The organism is Phenylobacterium sp. LH3H17 (assembly GCF_024298925.1).
Classification (GTDB): domain Bacteria; phylum Pseudomonadota; class Alphaproteobacteria; order Caulobacterales; family Caulobacteraceae; genus Phenylobacterium.
The window spans coordinates 3665682-3682707 of record NZ_CP101283.1 but is presented as its reverse complement, the minus strand read 5'-3'; the positions used below and the strand labels follow the sequence as shown (position 1 = coordinate 3682707).

At 68.2% G+C, this 17026-nt stretch carries 16 protein-coding genes; 12 read left to right on the top strand and 4 right to left on the bottom strand.

The features are described from left to right. Positions 1 to 7: 7 nt before the first annotated feature. From M9M90_RS18185 to M9M90_RS18175, 3 genes are all read left to right on the top strand, one after another. Positions 8 to 499, top strand: a complete 492-nt coding sequence (locus M9M90_RS18185; RefSeq protein ID WP_254834649.1) for a DapH/DapD/GlmU-related protein — start codon at positions 8 to 10, stop codon at positions 497 to 499. Further along, positions 496 to 1311, top strand: a complete 816-nt coding sequence (locus M9M90_RS18180) for an NAD(P)-dependent oxidoreductase (protein WP_254834648.1) — start codon at positions 496 to 498, stop codon at positions 1309 to 1311. Before M9M90_RS18185 ends, M9M90_RS18180 begins: the two co-directional genes overlap by 4 nt. 77 nt (positions 1312 to 1388) lie before the next feature. Beyond that, positions 1389 to 1808 (top strand): DUF805 domain-containing protein, encoded by a 420-nt coding sequence (locus M9M90_RS18175; RefSeq protein ID WP_254834647.1) that lies wholly within the window; start codon positions 1389 to 1391, stop codon positions 1806 to 1808. On the opposite strand, the gene M9M90_RS18170 is transcribed toward M9M90_RS18175, so the two are convergent. From M9M90_RS18170 to M9M90_RS18155, 4 genes are all read right to left on the bottom strand, one after another. Further along, entirely contained in the window at positions 1809 to 4124 is a 2316-nt protein-coding gene (locus M9M90_RS18170) for a glycosyltransferase family 41 protein (RefSeq protein ID WP_254834646.1), read from the bottom strand. A gap of 139 nt (positions 4125 to 4263) precedes the next feature. Beyond that, positions 4264 to 4539: a SemiSWEET family sugar transporter gene (locus tag M9M90_RS18165; RefSeq protein ID WP_254834645.1), complete on the bottom strand. Its 276-nt coding sequence runs from the start codon at positions 4537 to 4539 to the stop codon at positions 4264 to 4266. A gap of 90 nt (positions 4540 to 4629) precedes the next feature. Then, positions 4630 to 5664 carry a sulfate ABC transporter substrate-binding protein gene (locus M9M90_RS18160; protein ID WP_254834644.1) on the bottom strand — a complete coding sequence of 345 codons (1035 nt, stop codon included), beginning with the start codon at positions 5662 to 5664 and terminating at the stop codon, positions 4630 to 4632. 82 nt (positions 5665 to 5746) lie between these two features. Then, positions 5747 to 7258, bottom strand: coding sequence for an OprO/OprP family phosphate-selective porin (locus tag M9M90_RS18155; RefSeq protein ID WP_254834643.1), 1512 nt, complete (start codon positions 7256 to 7258; stop codon positions 5747 to 5749). A 216-nt stretch (positions 7259 to 7474) separates the two neighbouring features. Between M9M90_RS18155 and M9M90_RS18150 the strand changes: the two genes are divergently transcribed. From M9M90_RS18150 to M9M90_RS18110, 9 genes are all read left to right on the top strand, one after another. Beyond that, positions 7475 to 8902, top strand: coding sequence for an ATP-binding protein (locus tag M9M90_RS18150; protein ID WP_371876938.1), 1428 nt, complete (start codon positions 7475 to 7477; stop codon positions 8900 to 8902). A gap of 91 nt (positions 8903 to 8993) precedes the next feature. Further along, the gene (gene pstC, locus M9M90_RS18145; protein ID WP_254834642.1) at positions 8994 to 10436 is read left to right on the top strand and encodes a phosphate ABC transporter permease subunit PstC; all 1443 of its coding nucleotides are present in this window, start codon (positions 8994 to 8996) and stop codon (positions 10434 to 10436) included. Beyond that, the gene (pstA, locus tag M9M90_RS18140) at positions 10429 to 11724 is read left to right on the top strand and encodes a phosphate ABC transporter permease PstA (RefSeq protein ID WP_254834641.1); all 1296 of its coding nucleotides are present in this window, start codon (positions 10429 to 10431) and stop codon (positions 11722 to 11724) included. The genes pstC and pstA overlap by 8 nt, the downstream gene beginning before the upstream one ends. A gap of 26 nt (positions 11725 to 11750) precedes the next feature. Beyond that, a complete protein-coding gene (gene pstB / locus M9M90_RS18135) occupies positions 11751 to 12596 on the top strand; it encodes a phosphate ABC transporter ATP-binding protein PstB (protein ID WP_254834640.1) in 846 nt (281 codons plus the stop codon). Between the two features lie 8 nt (positions 12597 to 12604). Beyond that, a complete protein-coding gene (gene phoU, locus M9M90_RS18130) occupies positions 12605 to 13300 on the top strand; it encodes a phosphate signaling complex protein PhoU (RefSeq protein WP_254834639.1) in 696 nt (231 codons plus the stop codon). Between the two features lie 10 nt (positions 13301 to 13310). Next, positions 13311 to 14000, top strand: coding sequence for a phosphate regulon transcriptional regulator PhoB (gene phoB / locus M9M90_RS18125; RefSeq protein WP_254834638.1), 690 nt, complete (start codon positions 13311 to 13313; stop codon positions 13998 to 14000). Positions 14001 to 14052: 52 nt separating this feature from the next. Continuing rightward, a complete protein-coding gene (locus tag M9M90_RS18120) occupies positions 14053 to 14520 on the top strand; it encodes a VOC family protein (protein WP_254834637.1) in 468 nt (155 codons plus the stop codon). Between the two features lie 31 nt (positions 14521 to 14551). Further along, complete coding sequence (gene purD / locus M9M90_RS18115; RefSeq protein ID WP_254834636.1) at positions 14552 to 15826, top strand: phosphoribosylamine--glycine ligase; 1275 nt, start codon at positions 14552 to 14554, stop codon at positions 15824 to 15826. A gap of 79 nt (positions 15827 to 15905) precedes the next feature. Further along, a complete protein-coding gene (locus M9M90_RS18110; protein ID WP_254834635.1) occupies positions 15906 to 16973 on the top strand; it encodes a phosphotransferase in 1068 nt (355 codons plus the stop codon). Positions 16974 to 17026: the final 53 nt, after the last annotated feature.

Genomic DNA, 17026 nt, shown 5'->3' with positions numbered 1-17026 from the left:
GCGCCCGATGCTGACCATCGACCCCACCGCCAAGATCTCCGCCCTGGCCGATATCGAGGCCTCGACGCGCGGCACGCCCATCGTTGTCGGGCCCCGGACGACGATCGACGCCTTCGTGAAGATCAAACCGGCGGGCGGCTCGGGGGCCGTGGAGATCGGGGCCGATTGCGCGATCAATTCGGGCACGGTCATGTACACCGGCAACGGCATCAAGATCGGCGACGCGGTGCTCATCGCCGCCAACTGCACCCTTGCGCCGACCAACCATGAGTTCGGCGACAAGGCCAGGCGCATCCGCGACCAGGGGTTCCAACCAAGCCGCGGCGGCATCGTCATCGGCGACGACGTCTGGCTGGGCGCCAATACCGTGGTGTTGGACGGCGCGGTGATCGGCCGAGGCTGCGTGATCGCCGCCGGCTCGGTGGTGCGTGGCGAGCTGGAGCCTTATTCGATCTATGCCGGCGTCCCGGCCAAGCGCGTCGGCGCGCGCGGGGAATGAGCCGCTACACGGTCATCGGCGCCGGTGGTTTCATCGGCGCGCGGCTCGTGGCCGCCCTGCGCGGGCGAGGCGAGGAGGTCTACGCCCCGGCGCGCGGCGATCCGGAGCTGTTCGGACGCGAGCTCGGCCGGGTGTTCTACTGCGCGGGCCTGACCGGGGATTTCATGGTCCGGCCCTTCGACACGGTGGAGGCCCATGTCGGCCTGCTGAGCCACGTGCTGCGCGACGCGAAATTCGAACGGCTGATCTACCTCTCCTCCACCCGGCTCTATGACAGCCTGGGCGAGCGGGGCGGGCGCGAGGACGACGTGCTGGAATTCGACGTTGCCGCGCCGCGCAATGTCTACGACCTCTCCAAGGCGCTGGGCGAGAACCTCTGCCTGGCCCGGTCCGGCGGGCGGGCGGCGGTGGCGCGGCTCTCCAATGTCTTCGACTGGACCGATGACGCCGGCGGCTTCCTGTCGGACCTGCTCAAGCGGGCCCGGCGGGAGAAGGCGATCAGCCTGGCCTCCTCGCCCCGGGCGGGCCGCGACTACATCCACGCCGACGACGTTATCGCCGGTCTGCTGGCCATGGACGCCCGCGCCGCCCAAGGCGTCGTCAACATCGCCCGGGGAGTCGCCATCTCGAACGCCGAGATCGCCGAGGTCTTCGCCGCCCACGGCTGGAGCCTGGAGCTGACTGGGGGAGAGGCGCCGCCGCACGGCCCTACCTGCGACGTGGCCCGGCTCGCGGCCCTGGGCGTGACGGCGCGCGACGTGCGCCAGGTGCTGGGCGCGGCGCTCAGCCACCCGCAATACTTCACCGGCTGAGGCGTCTCGCGCCCAAGTTGCCATCGAACGGCGTTCTGTTAGCGTCCCTTCAGGGGATCAGACCTGGGAGGGCGATCATGGACATGATGTTTGAGCCAATCCGCAAGTACGCGCAGTTTTCCGGACGCGCGCGGCGGAAGGAATACTGGATGTTCTGCCTGTTGATCATCGGGATCGAGATCGTCTTCTACACCCTGATGGGCATCCTGGGCGCGGGCCCGATGATGGCCGGCGACCCGACCGTCGGCGTCAACCCGGCCGCCGGCCTGCTGATGCTGGTCTTCAGCGTGGTGATGCTCGGCCTGTTCATTCCATCGCTCGCGGTCAGCTTCCGGCGGCTGCACGACACCAACAGGTCGGCCTGGTGGTTGCTGATCGCCTTGATCCCGCTCCTGGGCGTCGTGGTGCTGCTGGTCTTCATGCTGCTGGACGGTACCCAGGGCGACAACCGGTTCGGGCCAGACCCCAAGGCCCGCGAGGGACTCGCCGCGGCCTAGCTAGGCCGCCACCGCGATCTTTCCGCTCGCCTTGGCGCGGTCCACCGCGCCCTGGATCATCTGGTAGAAGTCGGCGGCGAACTGCTGGGTCTGACCCAGCGGGCTCGCCTGCAGCATGCCGCGCAGGCCGGTGCGCAGCTCCTGACGCCGCACGGGGTCGTTCGCCAGCTTCAGGGCGATCTGCACGAACTCGTCCTCGGTCCGAGCACAGAGATCGGCGAGGCCGGCATTGGTGAGGATCGAGTAGCTCAGTCGCTCGAACATGGCCTCGCCCACCAGGGTGACCACCGGCACGCCCATCCACAGGGCCTCGCAGGTCGTGGTTCCGCCTGTCTGGGGGAAGGTGTCCAGCGACATGTCCATCTCGTTGTAGAACGGCATGTGTGCGCCGCGGACGTCCTCGAAGCGCAGGCGCTCGGCGGCCACCCCCTCGGCTTCGAACAGGGCGGTGATGTTCTTGCGGAACGAGGGCGTGCCGCTCTCCGGCCGCACGAACATGAACCGCGATTCCGGGATCGCGGCGGTCACCCGCGCCCAGGTCCGCACCATGTCGCGGCTGTACTTGTAGGGATTGTTGGCCGTGCCGATGGTCAGGAAGCCGTTGCGGGTCTGCGGGATCGTCTCGGTGATCGGCCGCTGCGGGAAGGCCATCTCGCCCATGGCGATCCAGCTCTTGGGCATCTTCAGCGGCTCTTCGATCACCAGCTCGCGGTTGGGCGGGCAGACATAGGGATCGAGGATCAGGTGGTCGATCGCGCCCAGCCCCGCGGAGTGGGGATAGCCCAGCCAGCTCGCCTGCAGGGGCGCGGGCTTGAAGGCCATGACGCTGATCTTGTTCATGTGGGTCGAACCGCCCAGCTCGATCAGCATGTCGAGCTGGTCGTCGGCGATCATCTGGGCGGCGTCATGATCGCCGACGTCCTTGCGCCAACGGAACACGTCGACCAGTTCGGTGATACGCTTCTGGGTGACGTCCTCGGTCTCGCCCTCGTAGTACGAGTAGCAATAGACCTCGAACCGGCTGCGGTCGTAGTGCTGGAACAGCGGCATGGCGAAATAGGCCACCGGGTGGGCGCGCAGGTCCGACGACATGAAGCCGACCCGGATCTTGCCGTTGTCCGGGCGCGGGCCCGAACGACGGATCGGCCACTTGCCGACGGCCGTGTCCACCATCGCCCCCCAGCGCCGATGCATGTCGACGAGCTCCAGCCGGTCCTGCGGGGTGCGCACCCGCGCCAGGTGGCTCAATAGGGCCGTGTGGCGGCCGGCGGCGACCCAGCGGTCGCCGATCTCGGTGAAGCTGCCCAGGGCGTCGATGCGGTCGTAGTCGGCCAGGCGCACGATGATCTCCATCGCCACCTTCAGCGGCGCGGCCGCCAGGGTCTCACCCTCGGTGATGGCGCCCTTCAGGACCTCATAGGCCCGCTCCAGGTGCTCGGACTCGTCGCCATAGCGGGTGCGGCCGAGGCTCTCGGCCAGGGCCAGCCGGTACTCAGTCTTGGTGGGATCGAGCTCGACGGCCTTCTCGAAGTGGGCGTTCCCGCGCTGGCGATCGTAGTCGATGATCGTCCCGCCGAGATTGAAATGGATCCAGGCCTGGTCGCCATGCTGGGCCAGCTGTTCGGTGAAGTAGGTCTCGGCCTCGCGCAGCCTGCCGCCGCGGCGCAGGGCCAGGCCCTTGGCCTCGCGCAGCTTGACGTTGTCCGGATTGGCCGCGATGGCGCGGTCGTAGACCGCCAACGCTTCGATCGGGCCCTGGTGTTCGGAGATCACCGCCGTGAGGTCCAGCCAGGCGTCGATCAGGTCGGGCTTCAGCTTGGCGGCGAGGTTGAACCGCATGATGGCCTTGTCCAGGTCGCCGGAATACCAGTAGCCCCGGCCCAGCCCCCGTTGGTACTCGGCGACGGTGGGCTGCAGGCGCACCAGCTTGGTGAAGGTCTCCACCGACGCCGGGCCGTTCTTCACGTCGTTGTAGACGTTGCCCTTGTTGCTGAGCACCGCGGCGCTCTTGGGATTGAGCTTCTCGGCCTGGGTCAGGGCCTTGATCGCCTCGTCGTGGCGTCCCAGGCGACGCAGGGCGACGCCCAGGAAATTCCACAGGTCGAGGTCGCGCGGATAGACCCCGACACCCGCCCTCATCCAGCGTTCGGTCTGCGCGTAGAGCTGCTTGCGGAACAGCAGACCGCCGAAGTTCTTGTAGAGCGCCAGGGGCGCCTTGGGGTCGGCCTCGAGCTCGGCCTCGGTAAGTGCGATACCCCGCCCTGCGTCACCCGCCTTGAAGGCGGCCTCGGCCTCGGCGAACCTTTCCATCGACATCCGGCGTTCCTGTCACGCGCCGGGGCTCGGAGGTCCGAGGCGCCGGCGGCGGCGAGTTGGGGAGGTGCTTCGCCCGGGCGGGCGCGCGAATTCGCGCCAATCTAATGGGCCACGCGGCCGGCGCCAACCGGGTGCGACCCTAGCTCGCCGCCCGGTCCCGGAATCGCCACTTCAGCGTCAGGATGACCGCCGCGAACGTCAGGCAGACGGCGTTGGCGCCCGTCACCGGCCAGCTCTGGATGAGGACCCCATAGGCGGTCCACAGGATGAAACCCGTCACGGTGACCACATACATCCGTAGCGACACCGAGCTGGCGTCGCGCTCGCGCCAGATCTTGATGATCTGGGGGAGGAAGCTGCCCATCGAGCAGACGGCGGCGGCGGTCCCGATCAGGTCGGCGGCGGAGAGGTTCATGCCTGCTCAAACGGTCCCGCCCGGCCCAAGTTGCGCGCACGGAAAAGGGCGCGGAGGGGATTTCCGCGCCCTTTGGTCAAGCCGGGCTCGTCAGCCCGGCTTGTAGATCTTGTCGAAAACGCCGCCGTCGGCGAAGTGGGTCGCCTGGGCCTTCTTCCATCCGCCGAAGCTGTCGTCGATGGTGACGAGCGGGATCTTCGGGAACTTGGAGGCGTATTTCGCCGCCGCCTCGGCGCTGCGCGGCCGGTAGTGATTCTTGCCGATCAGGTCCTGGGCGATGGGGCTGTAGAGGAAGTTCAGGTAGCCCTCGGCGACGGTGCGGGTCTTCTTGCGGTCGACCACCTTGTCGACCAGCGCCACGGGCGGTTCGGCCAGGATCGACAGCGACGGGACGACGATATCGACCTTGCCGGGGCCCAGTTCCTCGATGGCCAGATGGGCCTCGTTCTCCCAGGACAGCAACACGTCGCCGATGCCCCGCTGGACGAATGTGGTGGTGGCTCCGCGGGCCCCGGTGTCGAGCACCGGCACATGCTTGAAAAGTTCCTGGACGAACGCCTGGGGATTGCGGCCGTTTTTCTGAGCCCAGGCCCAGGCCGCTAAGTAGTTCCACCGCGCCCCGCCCGAGGTCTTCGGATTGGGGGTGATGACGTCGATCCCCGGCTTGATCAGGTCGCCCCAGTCCTTGATCTTCCAAGGATTGCCCTTGCGGACCAGGAACACGATGGTCGAGGTGTAGGGCGTGGAGTTGTTGGGCAGGCGCGACTGCCAGTTGGCCGGCAGAAGCTTGGCCCTCTGGGCGATTTCGTCGATGTCGTAGGCGAGCGCCAGGGTCACCACATCGGCCTGCAATCCGTCGATGACCGAGCGCGCCTGTTTGCCCGATCCGCCGTGGCTCTGGCTGATCGCCAGGTCCTGGCCGACCTTGTCCTTCCAGTACCTGGCGTAGGCGGCGTTGATGTCCTTGTAGAGTTCACGCGTCGGGTCGTAGCTCACGTTCAGCAGGGTGATGGGCTTGGCCTTGCCCTGGGCGGCCGCGGCGCTCGCCAGGAGCGCCGGTCCCGCGGCGGCGGCGGCGCCCGCGACGACACCGCGGCGAGAGGGGAGCTTCAAGTCATGAGTCATCGAGCGAGGTCCTTGTTCTGAGGCTCGGCGTAAGGGCGTTGATGTCGAAGCAACTGGGGGCGGCGCCGGGCGCCGCCCGTCGTCAGAACGCGTACTGGGTGCGTAACGAGTAGATCTTCAGGTCCTGACCGACCTGGGCCCCGGCCGGGGGCGTGGAGCCGGCCGTGAAGGCCGTGCCGCCCGGCGACAGTCGATCGACGGAGACATCCTGATAGGCCGCCTGGAAGCGCAGGACGTTGTTGACGTACCAGTTGAGACCCAGGGTGAAGATCTCCTGTTCGCCGCCGCGGATGGCGCCCGCCACGGCGGCCGTGCCGGGGGCTCCCGCGAGGTAGTTCAAGTCCAGCTTGGAGTAACGCAGGCCGAGTTCCCAGGCTCCCCAGTCGCCGGTCTTGAGGTCGAACGGCTTGGCGGGGCGCGGGGCGTCGAAAGTGGCGTTGCTGTAGCGGCGCGCCTCGCCGGTGATGGTCCAGCCCGCCTGCGCGTACCAGCCGGAGAAGTCGGGATCGCCCAGCGCGCCCTTCCGGTCCACGTCGATGTCGAAGTACTCCGACTGGACGTAGAAATTCTTCCACTGGGCGCCGAACTCCGCGCCGATGGCGGTCAGGCCGTCGGCGTCGATATTGCCGATGTCGACCAGGCGTGTGCCGTCGACGCGGATTTCCGGGCGATCGCGCAGCCTTATCGCCGTGACCGCTGTTCCGGCCACGTCAGGCCCGCTGGCGGCCGGATTGATCACGATGGAGGTGTTCACCCCCAGGTGGATCAGGCTGTCGTCGCGGCGGAAGGGCACGAAGGAGAGCCGGCCGACAAAGGCCGTCTGCTCGTCGAAGGTCTGGACGCCGATGATGTTGCCGGTGATGGCCGCTGTGGCGGTCCAGTTGTCGCCACTGGCCAGGAAGGCCGCGGCCGTGCGGCCGTCGCCCGCGGCGATGCCGCGCACAAGTTCGGAGGGCGAGGCGCGCTCGGCGAACAGCGAGCCGTTGGTCGAGACCGCCTCCTCGAGGCCGCTGGGCGGGGAGAAGGCGCCGATGCGGATCTTGGCGTTGGCGAAGGGCAGGCCGCCATACTGCACCCAGGCGGCGCTGATCTTGCCGGCCTCTTCGTTTCCGGAGCCGCCGAAATCGTAGAGGAAGTTGTATTCGAAGTCCCCGAAGGCCTTGCCCTCGATGCCGAGCCGGGCGCGGCGGAAGTTGGCGCCGTCGTTCAGGTCGCGGGCCCGGTCGTTCTCGGCGGCGTCGCCGAACGAACCACGGCGGAAATCGCTGCCGAGCGGGCCGGCGGCGCGCTGGTCGTAGTGGGCGGTATCCAGCTGGAACACGCCGCGGAACGAGGCGGTGAACCGGCCGTCGGAGGTCGCGATGGTCGGGCGGCCGTTGGCCAGCGACACCGTGGTCGTGGTCGCGTCGGCGCGCACCGCGGCGATGTTGTTGGCGGTCGACTGCTTCAGGTCGGCGATCTGGCCCTGCAGCAGGGACAATTGCTCCTCAAGCGCCTTGATGCGCGCGTCGGTGGCTTCGTCCGCCGCGGCCATGGCCGGCCAGGCGAACGCGGCGGCCGCGACCCCCGCGATGAGTTTGGTCTTCCACGCCATGGCTTTAGCCCCCTCGGCTTGTTGGAGTTTTCTCGAAACTCGACTGGACATAGACTCGATAATTCCTATCGGGAAAATAGAGATTGACTTGAAACCCCCGCAGATTTCCTGACAAGCCGGTCTCGCGACCGTCATCGGCTTGGGTCGGTGTCATCGCGGTGACATAAGCTTGAGGCCAGGTCGGAGTTTGCCCCACGGGAGATTCGCTTGGCGCTGTTGTCGCCGTCTTGGACGCCGGAGAAGCTGGCCACCTACGCGCCGTTTTGGCCGGTGCTGACCGCTGGCCTGGCCGGAATCATGGGCATCGTCGGACTGGCGATGGCCAGCGCGGCCGATCCGCAGCTGACCGCCTGGATGGTGCTGCTGGTCGCCGGCGCGACCGGCCTGGCGGCCTGGCATGTGGCCGAGCAGGTCCGCGCCCTGGCCCCGGCGGTCGAGGCCGCGACCCGCGCGGCGCATGAAGACGCACCGCCCTATGCGAACCTGATTAACGCTCTGCCGGACCCGGTGCTGGTGATCGCCGCGCATGAACCCGATGACCTCACGGGTCGACGTTTCGTCCTGGTTAACGACGCTGCGCGCGAGACCTTCAGGATACAATATGACGCAGGCCTGCTGGTCACGGCGATCCGCGACCCGCAGGTGCTGGAGGCGGTCGACGAGGCCCTGTTCGGCGGGATGAACGCCGAGGCGGTCTACGAGATGCGCGGCGCCCAGGAACGGGTCCTGCGGGCCATAGCCAAGCCGCTTGGCGTGGCCCCGGACGGGGCCAGGCTCGCCCTGCTGGTGCTGCGCGACGAGACCGACATCCGCCGCTCGGAGCGGACCCGGGCCGATTTCCTGGCGAACGCCAGCCATGAACTGCGCACGCCGCTCGCCTCGCTGTCGGGCTTCATCGAGACCCTGCGTGGCCACGCGCGGACCGACGAGGGCGCGCGCGAGAAGTTCCTCGGCATCATGCAGGCCCAGGCCGAGCGCATGGCCCGGCTGATCGACGACCTGCTGTCCCTCAGCCGCATCGAGCTGAACGAGCACATCGCGCCGGAGGGGGAGGCCGACCTCGCGGCCGCGGTGATGGACGTGGTGGACGGGGTGGCGCCGCTGGTGCGTGAGCGGGACGTTAAGCTGGTCACCGACCTGCCTTGCCGGGGCGAGGCGATCGTGGCCGGCGACCGCGACCAGATCATCCAGGTGATCCAGAACCTCGTGGACAACGCGATCAAGTACACGCCCCGCGGCGCCACCGTGCGGATCTCCCTGCGCGCCGGCCTGACGCTCGAGGCCGCCGCCGCCGCGCGCAACCCCGCGGCCTCGCGGATGTCGCTGCTCACGCCCGATCACGGCCCGGACATCTACGCCGCCCTGCAGGTCAGCGATTCTGGGGTCGGCCTGGCGCGGGAAACCCTGCCCCGGCTCACCGAGCGGTTCTACCGGGTGGAGGGCCAGAAGAGCGGTGAGCGCCAAGGCACCGGCCTGGGCCTGGCCATCGTCAAACACATCATGAACCGCCATCGCGGCGGACTGGTCGTGGAAAGCGTGCTGGGAGAGGGGGCGACCTTCACCGCCTATTTTCCGATGCAGCGGGGCGTGCAAGGCGCCGACGTCCGCCCGTCGGCCGAGGGCGCTGTTACAAAACTGTCTTGAATCCGTCGTACAGCGACAGCAATCCCCAGGCAGTTTCCGGCCGCGTGGACGGGGGATGGCTCCCGCGCGGCTCCAGTAGCTGGGACTTCCGATGCTCACCTGGCTCGCTCTGGCGGCGCTGACCCTCTTCTCCATCGCCGCCTATATGGCCGCGCGGCGTCGCGCCGTGGCCGTGGCTGGCGGCAAGACGTCGAGCCTGCATTCGCTTCCCGGTTACCACGGCGCCTACGCGGCCCTGTTGGCGGGCGTTCCCGCCGCCCTGCTGGTGCTGATGATCGCCATGTTCGGCGGACGGCTCGAGGCCGGCCTGCTGCGCCTCGACGCCCCCGCCGCCGTCCAGGCCCTGACCGCGCCGCAGCAGGACGTCTTCTATGACGACGCCCGCGCCCTGGCCCGCGGCGGCCAGCCCAGCGAGACTCCCTACGCCGGTGACCTGAAGACGGCGCTCGACGCCAAGGTCGCCCGTTCCAGCCAGCTCCAACGGATGATCGACTACGGGGCGCTCTCCCTGGCGGCGGTCCTGGCGCTGGCCGGCGCCGCCCTGGCCTATCCGAGAATCGGAGTCCAGTTCCGCGCCCGCAACCGCGTGGAGGGCTGGATCGCGGCCCTGTTTATCGTCTGTTCGGTCACAGCCGTGCTCACCACGGTGGGCATCGTGGCTTCCCTCGTCTGGGAGAGTTGGCGCTTCTTCCAGGCCGTGCCCCCGCTGCAGTTCCTGTTCGGGACCGAGTGGGACCCCCAGATCGCCATGCGGACGGACCAGTACGCGACCTCGGGGGCGTTCGGGGCCGTGCCGTTGTTCGTCGGCACCTTCCTGATCATGATCATCGCCATGGCCGTGGCCGCGCCCATCGGCCTCTATTCGGCGATATATCTTTCCGAATACGCCAGTCCCTGGACCCGCTCGGTGGTCAAGCCGATGCTGGAGATCCTCGCGGGCGTGCCCACGGTGGTCTACGGCTTCTTCGCCGCCCTGACGGTGGGACCGCTGTTCCGCAGCTTCTTCAACTGGATCGGCGGCATGCTGGTCGGCGGCCCGATGGACGGGGTCGGCCTGTACCTGATGCAGGTCCAGAACCAGATGGCGCTCGTCGCCGGGGCGGTGATGGGCATCATGCTTATCCCCTTCGTCTCCTCCCTGTCGGACGACATCATCAACGCCGTGCCGCAGTCCCTGCGCGACGGCAGCCTGGCCATGGGCGCGACGCGCTCGGAGACGGTCAAGAAGGTGGTGCTGCCCGCCGCCCTGCCCGGGATCATGGCGGCCCTGCTGCTGGCGATCTCGCGGGCCGTGGGCGAGACCATGATCGTCACCATGGCCGCCGGCCTGCAGGCCAAGACCACGCTCAATCCGCTCGACACGGTCACCACGGTCACCGTGCAGATCGTCACCCTGCTGACCGGCGACCAGGAGTTCGACAGTCCCAAGACCCTGGCGGCCTTCGGTTTGGGCCTCACGCTCTTCGTCGTGACCCTGATGCTGAACATCGTGGCCCTGCGTATCGTGCAGAAATATCGGGAACAGTATGACTGACGCGACCCTCCCGACCGCGGCGGCGACCGACCTGCGCCGGCTCGTCGAAGCCCGCCTAAAGCGGCGCCACGCCGAGGAGAGGCGATTCCGCCTCTATGGCCGCATCGCCATCATCGTGGCCCTGTCGTTCCTGGCCGTGCTGCTGGGCCGGATCATCCACCAGGGCTACACGACGTTCATCGACAACCAGATCAGCGTCTCGGTCTATCTGGACCCGGCCAAGATCGACCGGGCCGACATCGGCGGCGCCAATTACGACCAGATGGTCGCCCAGTCCCTGCTGGCGACCCTGGGCGAGACCGACGACGAGTACGGCGAGAAATCCGGCAAGGTCCTCGAGATCATGTCGAACGACCTGGGCTTCCAGCTGCTGAAGCAGGTCCGCGCCGATCCCTCGGTCATCGGCAAGCGAGTGACCGTCACCGGCCCGGTGAAGTCGGACGCCAGCCTCTACTACAAGGGCGAGATCAAGCGCTCGACGCCGCAGGACAGCCGCAAGCTGGACGACCAGCAGCTCGATTGGCTGGACGAACTGCAGGCGGCCGGCGCGATCAAGTCGGGCTTCAATTTCGGCTTCCTGACCCGGTCCGACTCCACCGAGCCGGAGCAGGCAGGGGTCCTGGGCGCCATCGTCGGGTCGCTGATGATGCTGTTCGTCACCGCCTTCCTCGCGGTGCCCATCGGGGTGTTGGCGGCGACCTACCTGGAAGAGTTCGCGCCGAAGAACCGCTGGACCGACATCGTCGAGGTCAACATCAACAACCTCGCCGCGGTGCCCTCCATCGTCTACGGCCTGCTCGGCCTGGCGGTGTTCATCAACTGGCTGGCCGTGCCGCGCTCCTCGCCCCTGGTCGGCGGGCTCGTCCTGGCCCTGATGGCCCTGCCGACGGTGATCATCGCCACGCGCTCGGCGCTGAAGGCCGTGCCGCCCTCGATCCGCGAAGCGGCGCTGGGCGTCGGCGCCTCGCGCACCCAGACGGTCTTCCACCATGTCCTGCCGCTGGCCATGCCGGGCGTCATGACCGGCGCCATTCTCTCCCTGGCCCACGCCCTGGGCGAAACCGCGCCGCTGCTGATGATCGGCATGGTCTCCTTCGTGCCCGGCGTGCCCGAAAGCCTAACCGGCTCGGCCACCGTCCTGCCCGTTCAGGTGTTCATCTGGGAGACCGCGTCCGAGCGTGGTTTCCACGAGCGCACGGCCGCGGCCATTATCGTCCTTCTGGTGTTCATGATCGTCATGAACCTCACCGCCATTCTCGTGAGGCGCCGCTTCGAGCGGCGGTGGTAGCCATGAACCCTTCTTCGAGGTCTCCGATGCCCAGTCAGCGCGATGACGTCGCCGCCCACGCCGAGGCGCCCGTGCATATCGCCGTGGACCGCGTCCACGCCGCCGCCCCTGTCGGCGGGATCAAGATCCGCGCCCGCGACGTCAACGTCTTCTACGGCGACAAACAGGCCCTGTTCGACGTCGGGCTCGACGTGCCGGAAAAGGCGGTCACCGCCCTGATCGGCCCCTCGGGCTGCGGCAAGTCCACCTTCTTGCGCTCGATCAACCGGATGAACGACACCATCCCGGGCTGCAAGGTGAAGGGCCGCATTGAGCTGGACGGCGAGGACATCAACGACAAGTCGATCGATCCGGTGGTGCTGCGCGCCAGGGTGGGCATGGTGTTCCAGAAGCCGAACCCGTTCCCCAAAACCATCTTCGAGAACGTCGCCTACGGCCCGCGCATCCACGGCACGGCCAGCGGCAAGGCCGAGCTGGAGGCCATCGTCGAGAGCTCGCTGAAGCGCGCCGGCCTCTGGGCCGAGGTCGCCGACCGGCTGCACCAGCCAGGCACGAGCCTCTCAGGCGGTCAGCAGCAGCGCCTGGTCATCGCCAGGGCCATCGCCGTCTCGCCCGAGGTCATCCTGATGGACGAGCCCTGCTCGGCGCTGGACCCGATCGCCACGGCGCGGATCGAGGAGCTGATCGACGAGCTGCGCAACCAGTATTGCATCGTCATCGTCACCCACTCCATGGCCCAGGCCGCGCGGGTCTCGCAGAAGACCGCCTTCTTCCACCTGGGCAAGCTGGTGGAGGCCGGTCCGACCGGCGAGATGTTCACCAACCCCCGGGACAACCGCACCCAGGACTACATCACCGGCCGGTTCGGCTAGAGGGCGTCATGAGCGAGCACATCGTCAAATCCTACGAAGACGAGCTGAACACCCTCACGGCTGAGTGCGCCCGCATGGGCGGCCTCTGCGAGGCTCAGGTCAGCGAGGCCATCGACGCCGTGGTCAAGCGCGACCAGGCCGCCGCCGAACTGGTGGTCGGCCGCGACGAGCGGCTGGATGTCCTGGAGGCCGATATCGAGCGAAAGGCCATCCGCCTCATCGCCCTGCGCCAACCCATGGCCAACGATCTGCGCAAGACCGTGGCCGCGATGAAGATCGCCTCCAACCTCGAGCGCTGCGGCGACCTGGCCAAGAACATCGCCAAGCGCACCCTGGTGCTGACCGAGGCCGAGCCGATCACCCCGCTGACCCGCTCCATCGAACGCATGGGTCGGCTGGTGCTGGGCCGGCTGAAGGATGTGCTGGACGCCTATACGGGCTCCGACCTCGACCGGGCGCTCGCCGTCTGGACGCGGGACGACGAGGTGGACGAGCACTACAACAGCCTGTTCCGCGAGCTGCTGACCTACATGATGGGCGATCCTCGCACGATCACCGCCTGCGCCCACCTGCTGTTCGTCGCCAAGAACCTCGAGCGTATCGGGGACCACGCCACCAACATCGCCGAGATCATCCACTACGAGATCACCGGCGAGGAGATGATCTCCGCCGACCGGCCCAAGACCGACGCCCTGCGCGTCTAGGAGGCTTTAGTTGACGCCGCACATCCTGGTGGTCGAGGACGAAGACGCCCTCTCGACCCTGCTGCAGTACAATCTCGACAAGGAAGGCTACGAGGTCGCCGTCGCCGCCGACGGCGAGGAGGCCTTGACCCTGGTCTCCGAGCGCCTGCCCGACATCATCGTCCTCGACTGGATGCTGCCGAAGATTTCCGGCATCGAGGTCTGCCGCCGCCTGCGCCAGCGCTCGGAAAGCCGCAACGTGCCGATCATCATGCTCACCGCCCGCGGCGAGGAGAGCGACCGCATCCGCGGCCTGGACACCGGCGCCGACGACTACATCGTCAAACCCTTCGCCATGAGCGAGCTGTCGGCCCGCATCCGCGCGGTGCTGCGCCGCATCCGGCCGGGCCTCGCCGAGGACCGCGTCCATATCGGCGACCTGGTCATCGACCGCGTCGCCCACCGGGTGAAGCGCGCCGGCAAGGAGATTCACCTGGGACCCACCGAGTTCCGCCTGCTGGACTATCTGATGCAGCACCCCGGCCGAGTGTTTTCCCGCGAGCAGCTGCTGGACGCGGTCTGGGGCTCGGACGTCTATGTCGAGGCCCGCACCGTGGACGTGCATGTGGGCCGGCTGCGCAAGGCGCTGAACCGCGAGGAAGCCGCCGACCCGATCCGCACGGTGCGCTCAGCGGGCTATTCCCTGGACATGGACGCGTAGGCGCAGCTCGCGGAACGGTGCTATCGTCGGGCGAACTCCCTTGGAGGGCCGGATGCTGAAGCTGGACCACGTGGTGTTTCCCGTCCGCGACGCGGGCAAGAGCCTCGCCTTCTATCGCGACATCCTGGAACTGCCGCTGGTCGACGCCCATGAGGGCGACGACTGGGGCTCCTATCCCTGGCTGATGATGATCTTCGCCCTGCCGGACGGCGGCGAGATCGTGCTGGTGGAGCTGAAGGACGCGCCGCGCCCCAGGTACAAGGACCTGCCCAGGGACGTGCGGCACTACGCCATGGCGGAGGGGTCGATTTCCGACCTGGCCCGGTGGCGCAGGAAGTTGCGCGCCGCCGAGGTCCGCTTCTGGGAAGAGGACCACGGCGCGCAGCAGTCGATCTATTTCGAGGATCCGGACGGCGTCGTCCTCGAGATCACCGCGCCGCCCAGCCGGCCTGGGGACGCCCCCTCCGCCCGCGCCGCCCGCGCGGTCCAGCGTTGGCTGGGCGCCCAGCCCCAGGCTTGACCGACGCGCCTCTGCGCGCCAAAGCGGCCTCATGAAAATCCTGCTTGTCGGCTCTGGCGGGCGCGAACACGCCCTGGCCTGGAAGATCGCGGCCTCGCCGCTCACCAGCCGCCTGGTCATGGCGCCGGGCAATCCGGGCATGGCCGGGCTCGGCGAACTTCGGGCGGTCAAGGCGACCGACGTCCCGGCCCTGGTCGACCTGGCCCGCGAGATCGCCGCCGACCTGGTGGTCATCGGGCCGGAGGTGACCGTTGAGGCCGGCCTCGCCGATGCTCTGAACCAAGCCGCCATCCCCTGTTTCGGCCCAGTGGCCCAGGCTGGCCAGCTCGAGAGCTCCAAGGCCTTCACCAAGGCCTTCACCGATCGTCATGGCCTGCCGACCTCGGCCTATGCGGTCTGCGAGAATGCGGACCAGGCCAAGGCGGCGCTGGCCGGCTTCCAGCCGCCCTACGTGATCAAGGCCGACGGCCTGGCGGCCGGCAAGGGCGTGGTGATCGCCGAGGATCTCGCCACCGCCCACGCCGCCATCGACGACGCCCTGGGGGGCCGGTTTGGCGCGGCGGGGGCGCGGGTGGTGATCGAGGAGTTCCTGCAGGGCGAGATCGGCTCGCTGTTCGCCCTCTGCGACGGCAAGGACTCCATGGTGTTCGGCCAGGCCCAGGACCACAAGCGCGCCTATGACGGAGAACTCGGCCCCAACACGGGTGGCATGGGGACCTATTCGCCGGCCCCGGTCTTCACCGCCGAGCTGATCGAACAGACCCGCGTGCGGCTGGCCGAGCGCGCCTTCGCCGGGATCGCCGCGGAGGGGGCGCCTTACAAGGGCGTGCTGTTCGTCGAGCTGATGGCCACGGCCGACGGGCCCAAGCTGGTGGAGTTCAATGTCCGCTTCGGCGATCCGGAGTGCCAGGTGCTGATGCTCCGCTTGGAGAGCGACCTGGTCCCCTACCTGCTGGCCTGCGCCAACGGCACCTTGGCCGCGCTGCCGGAGCCCAAGTGGCGCGACGAGGCGGCGATCTGCGTGGTCCTGGCGGCCGACGGCTATCCCGACAGCCCTCTGGGCGGCTCGATCATCCGCGGCGCCGAGCGGGATTTCGGCGAGCATGTCGTGGTCTTTCACGCCGGCACGTCGCGCGATCCCGACGGAACCCTGCGCGCGGCGGGCGGGCGGGTGCTCAATGTCTGCGCCCGTGGCGCGACCCTCCGGGAGGCCCGCGACCGGGCCTATGCCGCCATCGACCGGATCGACTGGCCGGGCGGCTTCCACCGCACCGACATCGGCTGGCGGGCCCTGGGAGCCCCGTAGTTGACCTGACGCCTTGCCCCGGCGTGGGGCAGGTCGATATGGTGGTTCAAACAAGCGTACGAACGATTAGGGGAGCGTCATGGCCGACACCGCGGAACAGGAGCGCGAGGCGCTCAACAGCGGCACCAAGCCCGTGGCCGAGAGCCACCGGTTCGACGAGGCCGCCCTGCTCGCCTGGATGCAGGCCAATGTCGAAGGCTTCCAGGGCCCGCTGGAGGTGCGCCAGTTCAAGGGCGGCCAGTCGAACCCGACCTATCAGCTGATCACGCCCACCAAGAAGTACGTCATGCGGCGCAAGCCGCCGGGCAAGCTGCTGCCGTCCGCCCACGCCGTGGACCGGGAGTACAAGGTGATCACCGCCCTCTATCCCACCGGCTTCCCGGTGGCGAAGTCCTACGGCCTGTGCACTGACGACAGCGTGGTCGGCACCTGGTTCTACGTCATGGACATGGTGGAGGGCCGCATCCTCTGGGATCAGCAGCTCCCGCAGTACGAACCGGCCGAGCGCCACGCCATCTTCATGGCCAAGATCAACACGCTCGCCGACCTGCACAACACCGACTACGAGGCCATCGGTCTCGGCGACTACGGCAAGCCCGGCAACTACATGGGCCGGCAGGTCGATCGCTGGACCAAGCAATACAAGGCCTCCGAGACCGAGCATCTCCCGGACATGGAAAAGCTCATCGAGTGGCTGCCCAAGTCGCTGCCCGCCCAGGAGCGGACCAGCATCGTCCATGGCGACTACCGCCTCGACAACATGGTCATCCATCCCACCGAACCCCGCGTCATCGCCGTGCTCGACTGGGAGTTGGGCACCCTGGGCGAGCCCCTGGCCGACTTCACCTATCTGCTGATGAACTGGGTGAACGGCACGATCTCCACCCTGCCGGACCTGAAGGCCCACGGCATCCCGACCATGGACGAGGCCGTCGCCGCCTATTGCGAGCGCACCAACCGCACCGGCCTGCACGACCTCGACTGGTTCTTCGCCTACAACATGTTCCGGCTGGCTGGCATCTGCCAGGGCATCGTCGGGCGCGCCCGCGACGGCACGGCCAACAGCCCGCAGGCCGCCGCCATGGCCGCCCGCGTGCCGCTGTTGGCCCAGTCCGCCTGGAAATACGCCCAGAAGGCCGGGGCTTGAGGCGAAGACGGGAACCGTCCATGAAGCGCGCCTGACCCCCGCGTTTTCGAACG